This is a genomic window from Nostoc sp. CALU 546, assembly GCF_048836525.1.
Window position 1 is genome coordinate 34,536 of sequence record NZ_JAWJTF010000081.1, and the last position, 10,184, is coordinate 44,719.

The window sequence follows — 10,184 nt, forward strand, 5'->3', positions numbered from 1 at the left end:
ATGGAAAATAATGGCTGAACTAAAACTCCGGTCAAAAGATCCAGATTCCCTCAAACGCATTATTCAAAGTGCTTTGTCAGAAAGATTACAGAGTGTGACAGCAGGAATCAAAAGAACAGAAGAACGGATTCAGGAATTTGAAACCAAATATAAATTATCGACTGAGGAATTTATCATTCAGTTTAATAATGATCAATTATCCCATAGTTTTGACTTTGATGAGTGGATTGGAGAAGCTCGAATGTTGGTACATTTACAACAAACAAAAGAGTCAATAGAGGAGATTGATTTTGTTGATTGAAGATTATTTTCAGCAAATTCAGCTTTTAATTGAATCCTCAGAAATGGTTAAATTATTCCATGTAGAAACTGAAAAAAGAGGAATATATGAAGGTTTTATCAGAGCCAAACTCGAATTTAAAGATAACTCCTTGCTGCATTTAAGGGAATTTGTTTATGTTGAAATATCCCTTGATAGAAAAATGTATAGCTATCAATATATGAATTCAGAGAATAATCTAATTTTTCGCTATGACAATACTGAACATCACCGAAAATTAAATCTGACTACCTTTCCTCATCATAAACATGATGGGAGTGAGGATAATGTCGTTAAATCAGATGCTCCTTTTTTAGCTGAGATCATAAAAGAAATTGAAACAATATTAGGATAAGTGTGATGCCTACAGCAGACGTTGCCAATATCCACAATCCCTTCAGCGAACGCTTGACCTTTTTTGAATTTTGAATTGGAGCGTTCGCGCAGCGTCTCGTAGAGAAGCGACTTGACATCGACTAATTTATTTTCGCTGTAGACCACGCCCTTGTTAGAAAAGCGTAGTCTGACCTTAGCAATAGCTCTGCCAGGAATTCACATTCGTTGTATTATCCCTTATCCGTCTGCACTCAAATTAATCCTCTTCAATTGTTACCTAATCAATCAAAATAGCTATACAGCAAGCGGTCAATGCTGGTTTTCTCAAAATCTTTACTTTCATGTTTAACGATGTAACCATCCTCTAATTCATTCTGCTCAACTACTTCAACTTATTCCCCTTTTTGAACCAATAATTTCCCAGACACCCCAGCCGTAAAACCCAACCCAATCGCCGCCATAGTCACACTGGGCTTAAAAAACAACGTCGCAATTCCAATAACTGCACCCCAAAGACAGCCATAACAGCAAAGGATAATCAACTGATTTTTGGGTTTAGCCCTTTCGTCTGATATTGTATGAACGAGCAGGATTTAGCCGTTCAGCAGGAATATAGCTTAGGAAATACCAATGAACTTAAGCATTCAACAGATTGTGCCGAAGGACGTTGCATTAATGGAAGCTCTATTAGCAACCTTTGGTGAGGCGTTCGATGAGGTGGAGACTTATGGAAATCCACCTAGTACAGACTACCTGCGGCAACTGCTTGATAGTGACTACTTCATTGCGATCGCCGCATTGAAAGAAGGTGAGGTCGTTGGCGGTCTTACTGCATACGAGCTTAAAAAGTTCGAGCAGGAGCGCAGTGAGATTTACATCTACGATCTAGCTGTTGCCTCTGCACACCGACGGCAGGGGATCGCAACGGCATTAATTCAGAAGCTGAAGGAAGTAGCAGCAGCTTATGGAGCTTATGTCATTTTCGTCCAGGCGGATATTGGTGACGATCCAGCCATTAAACTTTATACAAAGCTGGGTGAGCGCGAAGACGTGTTGCATTTCGACATATCAGTTAATAGCGGCAATGACAATGCCTAATGCTTATCTGAGTATTTCATGATTGAGATTTGTGGTGAGCGATTGTCAGCCTTAGCATCAGCCGAGATTCAAGGCTTGGAGTTTAATGGCTTAGTGGTATTTGAAGATTTGTTAATGGCACTAGGGCAGCTTTTCTAAAAATCACAGCAACGCTTGCTAGGACGAAAATTTAAGAATAATTGAGAGATTTTTAATCAAAATACGCTCGCTACGGCAATTGTGCGGATTTATAAAGTTAGCTGATTAATAAGTCCCGCACAAACACGGATTCATTCCTGCCGCCTTTCAGTAAAACTGCATTATACAAGTTTTGAAGGTGCATTTATGGCTGATACTGCAATGTTAGATAACCGTATAAATAAGCAAATAAAATTTGAACCATTAGAATCGACAGTAGCAGCAACAGAAGAAGAGTCAGTAATATTAGCCGAAAAGCTCACACAGGTGGCAATTCCTTTACAAGTATTGTTACAAGCACTGAATATAGCTAAATACGATAAGGCAGCAGCTTTCCGCTACGCTGACAAATATCTAAACAATATCAAAAAGTCAAAATGGGTTATTATCAAAACGGCTTGAAATTTTATAATGAAGCGCTCGGTTGGATATTTTTCTCCTGATGTAAATTCTCAGTTTTGATTATTCCAAGCATTAAACTTATATTTAATTGGAGAATTTTGGAGTAATTTTTCAATTCCCAAACGGATTAGCTCTGGTGGAACTCCGTCTAATTTCAACTCGGTTTGGATAAACTCATCAATTGAATTGGCTTTTTTTTCTCTAACAGTGCCAACATTTGTTGAGCTTGCGTAAGTGGTACACTACCAGAAGAAAACAAATTAATATTAAAAATCCAGATAAGCCTTTCCATTTATGGATGTGAGCGTTTAATACCTGCCAAAATAAAGGTGATTGCTTCTTCGGTGTGTTCCTCAATTATTTCTGGACTAAGACGATTAATCTCTGGAGTAAGATGCTTCCAGTTTTCATGAACTGTGAAGTAAAACAGACAAATACTCAAGATATGGGTCAGCGCCAAAAACGGTTTGAGGGGGCGAAAATATCCTTCTGTAATGCCTTGCTCTAAAATTTTGAGCAGATGCTCATGGAGACTCAAAACGTTACATTCCTTGAAATATACTCCTTGATTTTGACTTGCTTCCTGAAACCATAGCATTTGACGCTGAGGATTTTGAGCTTCATTGGCAATCGCAATGCGGATAATCTGCTTTAGAGCTTCTTCAGGAGATAAACCGTCAAAATTCAATTGCCCAAAAATGGTTTGAAGTTCATCGACTGGACGTTGTAAGGCTGCTTTGTATAAGCTTTCCTTACTCTCAAAATAGTAATGAAGTGTTGCAGTCGTCACCTTGGCGCGTTTAGCGATCGCACTCAGACGCGCACCGTTTAACCCATGCCGTGAAAATTCGTACTCTGCGGCATCCAAAATCTGTTGCTGTGTTATCTGGGCATCTCGAACTGGGCGGACTGATTTGGCAACTCGTTTACTGTGTCGAACCACTGCATCAAAATTTAGCGTTTGTCTTTATATGGTATCAAAGAGGCATCAATATTGAAGACATTGAATCTATGAATTGACGGCACAGCAGGAAGTTGATAAGCTTACTGATTAATTAGTAAGTTAATTTTTTCTAACTATGAAGCAACTGCAAGGCGCACCGTGGCTGTTGGCACATCGTTCCATGCTTAAGCCAAATAAACCAATGAAATTTTCTTTGCTAGGTAATGATTACGTCCTTTGGCAAAATGATTACGGTGTAATTAGTGCTTTACCCAACGCTTGCCCTCACATGGGTGCAATGCTATCAGAGGGATGGTGCATAACAAAACCTAATGGCAGTAGTGTAATCACCTGCCCTTTTCATGCATTGGAATTTGATGCTTCAGGTTGTACAGTCCTGCCTGGAGATAACAAGCCAACTAAATCGTTAATGCGGCCGCTAGATTTAGTTATCCAAGGAGACTTCATTTGGACTTATGGAGGATATGAATCAAAGGTAGCAATTCCAAACATCATGAATGAAATTGCAGCAGATTATGAGTTCATAGGAGTTACAGGTGAACGCAGCATTTCGACTGATATTTTGAGTTTGCTATTAAATATGCACGACTACAACCACCAAAATGGCACACATAGAGAATTATTTGAGATTGAAGAAGTTCAAGTAAAGCAGTTTATTGACGAAGGGTTACATTCTCATGCCTATTTGATACAACCCAGAAAGCAACCTACATTTGCTGAAATTTTCCAAAATCCTGCTCAACTAGCGATGCCAAAAGTGTTAGAAGCTCATTTAGAAAATTTCTTTCCATTTATGGGATTGATGCACGGTGACAATAAGCTGTTAAGCCTGAAAGAATGCCACTTCTATCTTCCAGAAACAGAGCATCAATCTCGTGTGTTTGTCTTGATGTACATGAAAGCACGTTCTCCGATTGCACATTTAATTAAAGGCAATTTGTTAAAGTTGATTGATGTAGTCATAGAGCAAGACGCAAGGATTTTAAGCAAGATTTACCCTAATACTCCACAACGGATTAAGTTGAACAATGAGGTGGGAATGGATTGGGTACGGCGCAATTTTAAGAGTTTTTCAGCCCAAGGTGAACCGAATTTATCTCAGTAGTCTCAAACTGAGTAACAAGGGACACAGTACTGAGTACGGATACAGATATGGGTAAAAAAACATAAGAATTCAGACCTTATAAATACATCCGCCTAAATACTTAAAGAATCAGTAAAAAATTGATAAATAAATATACTAATCACGTTGAATTTTTTCTAAGTTCTGACTCTTAAGTGCTGAATTATCTGAAGAATATTTTTTAATAGTGGCAAAATTTGAACATAATTTCTGGAAACGGCTTTTCACACAGCACCGCATGAATCAAAATACTTGCTTACACTGTCTATGCAAGTTTTAAATTAATGTTATGGATGATAATCTGGGCAATTCTCGCTATCCCATCCATTCGGGTTGTCATCACCAGGGGTATAGACATTAGCTAGACCCCTCTCGTCTTCATCGAAAGAACCTAACGCATCACTTGGGTTCTTAATTTCAAGAATTGCACAGACATCGGCAGCGACCCATTCTGGTTTCTCTGGTGTACCAACGAATCGGACTTGTTGAGACTCAAACACGAAAACTGATAAATCCGACATAAATTCAATTCTCCTTAATTGTTACCCAGTCAGTTAAAACAGCCATACAGCAAGCGGTTAAGGTTGCTCTTCTTAAGGTTTTACTTTCATGTTTAGCGATGTAACCGCCCTCTAATTCGTTCTGCTCAAAAGAAACTCCAATTACGTCAAAAAGCTTGTTAGCAACGTCCATTGAAATAGATTTAGCCCACGCCATGTTTACTCCAATGAATCCAAGAGTTCAGCTAAACAATTAAAACCAATTTTCAACATTTCGACTTATTCCCCTTTTTGAACCAGTAATTTTCCAGACACCCCAGCCGTAAAACCCAACCCAATTGCCGCCACAGTAACGCTGGGCTTAATAAATAACGTCGCAATTCCGATAACTGCGCCCCAAAGACAGCCATAGCAGCAAACGATAATCAACTGATTTTTGGGTTTAGCTCTTTGGTCTTGAATAGATTGGTGAACGATGGCATAATCTTCAAGCTCATTGGTAATTTCTAGTAAAGAAGCACCGTACTGTTTTTCTAGGCGTTCGATAGCCAGCCTGTCTGCCTTAATTGGGCTGATAGCTAGTTTTTGCAATGCTGTGGTTAATTTATCACTCATTTTTAAATTTTCCATACCCGCACATTCCAGAAAATGTTTAGAAAAAATTTAAATCTTGCTGGAAAAATATAAAGACCCTATTCTTCATCCGTACTTGGAGATGTAAGAATACCGGAACTTGACCGGAACTCAACTGGAACTCAACAGGAACTGTGACCAATGTTACTGGTTAACGTTAATAACGCTGAAGCCATCTTTTTCATTTCCGCACAATCGGTTAGTGTCAATCAATTGTGACAGAGCATTTCTCAAGTAAAGAACACTCTTTTTCTCTTCGCCCCACTTGCGGCTGTTTCTGATAGCTGCAAAAGAAGTTGGAGGGCTAGCAGTAGCTGCAACTATCGCCACAATCTGTTCTAAATCAGCCTCAGAAATACTACTCTCTTCTACTTCCAGAAATTCCACTTCCTGATAAGGCTTTGAAAAAATGGACTCCAGATGATTAACTGCATCTGATGGAGCAATTTTCTCTCCTCTGGGTATGACTGCTCTTTCATGCTGTTGAACTAATTCCGGGAAGAACTGAAGTAATGTTCTAGCTGGATCTGGTTGCCCATTGCCTGGGTGCAAATGGATCTTTAGCCATTCGGGAATCATGCCCAAGTTGCCACCGCTAACAGGTTCTCCAAAGTTATTAGGGTTGGCTTTGAAATATTCTCCACTAGCGACATTCATTTTGCGTAGACCACCAGCGCTAACCGCTTGAGCTACACAGCCAATGAAGTTAACTGATAGCTTAAAGGTGTCTGCCAGTCCTGCTGTGGCCTTCCCAACCACAGAAGTTAGGTTCGAGCCATGCAACACAATGATTAATGTACCGCCACACTTGGCGAAGCGAGAAAGTAAATATTGGATAGCCCAAGTGCGATCGCTCTCTTCTAACAATGACAGCAACCGCATCGCTTCATCAATTACTAGCAGTAAATTTTTATGGGAGTAAGGCTCGTTTCCATCTAAACCCTTAAGAAATTTCAATAAATCACGAGCGACGAGTTGATCAGCCCCATCTGCATCAATATCCGGGTACTTAAGGGCAGAGGTCAAGTTGCAGGCAAAGGGGTAAACGTCCACCCCAGCAGTAAAGTATTGGGTATTCAATCCGGGGTCAAGTGCAGTTGATAATGTTGCTAAGATTGCTGCTAAGGTTCCCTTGCCACCTCGCTGAGTACCAGCGATCGCAATGACTTGAGAACTCATCATATTCTCTACTTGGAATCCACTTTTCGTTAAAGCAGCGATCAGTGCGTTTGCCCTATTAGTCAGAGGGATATTAATTATAGTGTCTGGTACAAGCCCATCAGAGGAAGATGACTGTAACTCTGTAGGTCTAGAAAGCTCCGCAGCTTGGTTCATCTTCCCAATATCTACCTGTGGCGATTGAAACTGTTTGATATCTACGGTCGGTGGTAACTGGGCTTGAGCCTGTGCGATGGCACTTATCTCCGACCGATTCACCCGGCTGTCAATTGTCACATCCTGTAAATGAAGAGCCATGCTTTCATAAGTGGGTAGCTGACGACCCTTGAGCTTGCTAAACCAGCCAAACATCCAGCGATAAGCATAAAAACGTTTTCCTGGTTCAACTTGGGTTAAATACTGCCCGATATTTTCAAACTCAGCATGAAGAAAGGTGTACTCTTCTGCTGATTGTCGCTCTAGGAATTTAACGGTATTAGCAAGATGATCTGCTTGATAATTGCTCCTAGCATCGTAATCCCCAGCACGAGTTAGAGCATCTACAAAATTACCACGCACAAAAGGCAAAGGCGCAATTTCTTTAGTGCGGTTGGAGTGTTCGACAACAAACCATAGCCACGCAGCGCCGCCAATTAAACCACCAACTAGCGCCAAAGGGTTCACCGCATAACAAACCGCTCCTATCCCAGAAGCCAACAAACCAAGTACACGGGTCATGTCTGCTTCATTCTCAGAAAATCGAGCCATTTCAAATAATCCATCTTTTCTCTCTTGCAGCCATTGGGCGATATTGCCAGCTTCCAAGTGAGACAAGCTAGGATATGATTCGCGTAAATGTTCAGTTTCTTTAGTTGTAATTTTTGGGATATTGTTACTTTGCATAAAAGAAATGCCCTGAAGAGTTATTGAGTGCCGCTCGACGAAGAGAGTTGTTGGGCGGCACGAGCTTTAATCCTTCGTCAACCGCCAAATAGCGAACCCAATTTCACCCGCCATCATTGTGCCGATGTTAAACAAAATACAGCCCAAAATCATGAATGGGGCTGTAAATTCAAATGGGTTACGAGCCGCAAAGGTGGTGACAATATCGAACACCCAAACCGCAATCACAACCAGCCCTGCGCTAGAGCGATCGCGTGTACCTGCGGTTTTGTAATCCGCCCAGAGTTGGCCTACCAAGTCAATCTTGCCACTAGGCTTGGTTTCAAGGTCATAAACCATGTGGTCTTGAAGTTCCCGTCGTGCTGAATCTGGGTTTTTACCGCGTAAGGCATGGGCTTCAATTACCTGAACACCCACAGAAATTATGAATGCCAGGTAAAAAAACGGGTTGAACAGTGCAAACGGCACATTTAGCCAATTCCAAGCCGGCTCAAACCAGGGAAAAACAGGGGGGCCTTGAAAGATTAATTGCCAAGTTGAATCAGCACTAATCATGGAACCGCCGATAAATAAAATCCCGCCAACTAACGCGCGACCTGCACCTCCATTAGCAACAAATTGATTAACAATCGCGGCGGCTGCCCTAATAGGTAAGCCAACAATCATCACAACAGCCTTGGCACAAAAATCGATGATTTCACCAAGCGATCGCTTCTTACCTTTGGGTTTACCATCAGTGTTACCAGTGCTATTACTTTCTGCACCAGATGTTCCTAACGCCATTATTTTCTCCTCACTGGTTTGATATTTTGAACGGTTTTACAAACCTCTTTGGCTTTGTGCCTCCACTTCCAAATTCCTTCTTCAATTCGCCCAATACACTTACCCGTTGCGTCAAAGACATCAACAATCTCATCATCAAGATATAGGGTTGTGTCTGGTCTGGGATTGCGTTTACTGCTGTCAAAATAATTCGTGATTCTCAGTTTTCGAGTTGTGGGCATGACTCCTGCCTCGTATAAGGCATCGCTGGTTTTTGCCCGTTCTTCTATGCGCTGACGTTCTAATCCTTCGGTGGCTTTTAATCTTTCGGCTTCTGCATAAGCCCCCAACTTGGGTACTAAGGGGATGATTACAGGCAACATGCAAATGCCAACACCAGCCAAAGCTAAATACAGTTGTTTCTTATACATGAGACTACTGTGTTATAGCGCGTTCTTACTACAAATTTTTCCCCTGTTTCACACATAAAATGAGGCGTTTCATGTTTCACGACGCTGAAACATTGATGAAACCGTTGAAACAGTTTCGTGAAACAGTGCTGTGAAACAGCTGGATGAAACACTACCCTTCATAACGCCTTTCGAGCAAGGAATTAGCTAGTGTTTCGTGTTTCATGTTTCACGCTGGGGGAATGCTGTTTCATGCTGTTTCACGCCCTGAAACACTGATGAAACCGTTGAAACGTTTCATGAAACAGTGCTATGAAACAGCTTCGTGAAACAATCCCGCCCATAAAGGCTTTCAAACAAGGAATTAACTGGCGTTTCACGTTTCACGTTTCATGTTTCACGCTGGGGGAATGCTGTTTCACGACCCTGAAATACTGATGAAACCGTTGAAACAGTTTCATGAAACAGTTCTGTGAAACAGTTGGATGAAACACTCCCGCCCATCACTCTTACTTTGATGCCCGTCCCAGAAAAGTCAATCCTGCACCAACAAGTAATCCCAGGGGAATAAACACCCCACTGCCGATTAATCCAGTAGCGACAACGCTACCAACGAGATATGCACTGCCACCTAAAGCGCCAACAACTGAAGTAGCAAACAATCCCGTACTCAGAATATCCATAACTTGATTTTTCCTTTGATGAGTTAATAGTTCTTGAAGCAGTCGGATTTCGGCAACAGTAGCAACAGTCTCATTTTGAATTTGTAACAATGCCGCTACTGTTTTATAAGCTTCTAAAATCGGATCTGTGTCCCCATTGAAGAAACTCTCTCCCGTAACGAATTGAGTCGCGCTTTGAGTTGTTCCTTTTTTTTGATCGACTTCCCCAGCCTTGTTGAGGCTTCTTCTGCCAAATTAATCAAACTCTGATCTATCTCGGTAATTTGGTTATCAATTTCCAACATCGATTGTTCAGCAAAGGCATCCAACACCGTCCCTTTGGCTCCAATCAAGGATTCCATGAACAATAAAGCTCCGGTGACACCAGTTGATGCACCCAAAATCTTAGATTGCTCATTTTGGACGGCTATAGCACCAGAAATAGTCTCTTTATCAGCCGCAGTCAACTTGTATGAGGCTTGTTGAATTGCCTCATCAGCTTTGGTGATTGTGGCTTCGGGTATATCTGCTACAGGTGATTGTTGAGGCTGTAATCTCTCACTATTGGTAATATCTTGAAATCTAGCTAAAATTTCGTCTGGAACTAGTGAATCTACCGTCCATTTTTGCTCTGGATATTGACGGCGTAGTTCATCAACTATCTTTCCTGGTACTTTGTTGAGAGCTTGTGCAAATTCTTTAACGATCATGATTTAGGCTCCTAAAAACTTTTCGGG

14 protein-coding genes are annotated in these 10,184 nt (G+C 41.2%); 5 read left to right on the forward strand and 9 right to left on the reverse strand.

Translation table 11 applies throughout. From position 1 onward, the window contains the following. The first annotated feature begins 10 nt into the window (after window positions 1–10). The 4 genes from RRG12_RS30160 (at window position 11) to RRG12_RS30175 (ending at window position 2,332) form a co-directional block, all read left to right on the forward strand. On the forward strand, window positions 11–301 hold the full coding sequence (locus RRG12_RS30160) for a hypothetical protein (protein ID WP_420761739.1): 291 nt from the start codon (window positions 11–13) through the stop codon (window positions 299–301). Then, window positions 291–674: a toxin-antitoxin system TumE family protein gene (locus RRG12_RS30165; RefSeq protein ID WP_420761740.1), complete on the forward strand. Its 384-nt coding sequence runs from the start codon at window positions 291–293 to the stop codon at window positions 672–674. The genes RRG12_RS30160 and RRG12_RS30165 overlap by 11 nt, the downstream gene beginning before the upstream one ends. A gap of 611 nt (window positions 675–1,285) precedes the next feature. Next, the gene (locus RRG12_RS30170) at window positions 1,286–1,753 is read left to right on the forward strand and encodes an AAC(3)-I family aminoglycoside N-acetyltransferase (protein WP_420761741.1); all 468 of its coding nucleotides are present in this window, start codon (window positions 1,286–1,288) and stop codon (window positions 1,751–1,753) included. A 324-nt stretch (window positions 1,754–2,077) separates the two neighbouring features. Then, a complete protein-coding gene (locus RRG12_RS30175) occupies window positions 2,078–2,332 on the forward strand; it encodes a hypothetical protein (protein ID WP_420761742.1) in 255 nt (84 codons plus the stop codon). Between the two features lie 292 nt (window positions 2,333–2,624). Here RRG12_RS30175 and RRG12_RS30180 read toward each other — a convergent pair whose 3' ends face one another. After that, on the reverse strand, window positions 2,625–3,275 hold the full coding sequence (locus RRG12_RS30180) for a TetR/AcrR family transcriptional regulator (protein ID WP_420761743.1): 651 nt from the start codon (window positions 3,273–3,275) through the stop codon (window positions 2,625–2,627). A 136-nt stretch (window positions 3,276–3,411) separates the two neighbouring features. Here RRG12_RS30180 and RRG12_RS30185 point away from each other — a divergent pair, with 136 nt between their 5' ends. Continuing rightward, the gene (locus tag RRG12_RS30185) at window positions 3,412–4,401 is read left to right on the forward strand and encodes a Rieske 2Fe-2S domain-containing protein (protein WP_420761744.1); all 990 of its coding nucleotides are present in this window, start codon (window positions 3,412–3,414) and stop codon (window positions 4,399–4,401) included. Window positions 4,402–4,706: 305 nt separating this feature from the next. Here the strand turns inward: RRG12_RS30185 and RRG12_RS30190 are convergent, their stop codons facing one another. The 8 genes from RRG12_RS30190 to RRG12_RS30225 form a co-directional block, all read right to left on the reverse strand. Then, a complete protein-coding gene (locus RRG12_RS30190; RefSeq protein ID WP_420761745.1) occupies window positions 4,707–4,940 on the reverse strand; it encodes a Bro-N domain-containing protein in 234 nt (77 codons plus the stop codon). A 4-nt stretch (window positions 4,941–4,944) separates the two neighbouring features. Further along, on the reverse strand, window positions 4,945–5,136 hold the full coding sequence (locus RRG12_RS30195) for a hypothetical protein (protein WP_420761746.1): 192 nt from the start codon (window positions 5,134–5,136) through the stop codon (window positions 4,945–4,947). A gap of 62 nt (window positions 5,137–5,198) precedes the next feature. Then, window positions 5,199–5,534, reverse strand: a complete 336-nt coding sequence (locus RRG12_RS30200) for a hypothetical protein (protein ID WP_323235452.1) — start codon at window positions 5,532–5,534, stop codon at window positions 5,199–5,201. Window positions 5,535–5,696: 162 nt separating this feature from the next. Continuing rightward, entirely contained in the window at window positions 5,697–7,613 is a 1,917-nt protein-coding gene (locus tag RRG12_RS30205) for a hypothetical protein (RefSeq protein WP_420761747.1), read from the reverse strand. Between the two features lie 66 nt (window positions 7,614–7,679). Continuing rightward, window positions 7,680–8,396: a hypothetical protein gene (locus RRG12_RS30210; RefSeq protein WP_420761748.1), complete on the reverse strand. Its 717-nt coding sequence runs from the start codon at window positions 8,394–8,396 to the stop codon at window positions 7,680–7,682. Continuing rightward, complete coding sequence (locus RRG12_RS30215) at window positions 8,396–8,806, reverse strand: hypothetical protein (RefSeq protein ID WP_420761749.1); 411 nt, start codon at window positions 8,804–8,806, stop codon at window positions 8,396–8,398. Before RRG12_RS30215 ends, RRG12_RS30210 begins: the two co-directional genes overlap by 1 nt. A gap of 488 nt (window positions 8,807–9,294) precedes the next feature. Next, window positions 9,295–9,558: a hypothetical protein gene (locus RRG12_RS30220; protein ID WP_163934642.1), complete on the reverse strand. Its 264-nt coding sequence runs from the start codon at window positions 9,556–9,558 to the stop codon at window positions 9,295–9,297. Between the two features lie 23 nt (window positions 9,559–9,581). Further along, the gene (locus RRG12_RS30225; protein ID WP_420761750.1) at window positions 9,582–10,157 is read right to left on the reverse strand and encodes a hypothetical protein; all 576 of its coding nucleotides are present in this window, start codon (window positions 10,155–10,157) and stop codon (window positions 9,582–9,584) included. Between the last annotated feature and the right edge of the window lie 27 nt (window positions 10,158–10,184).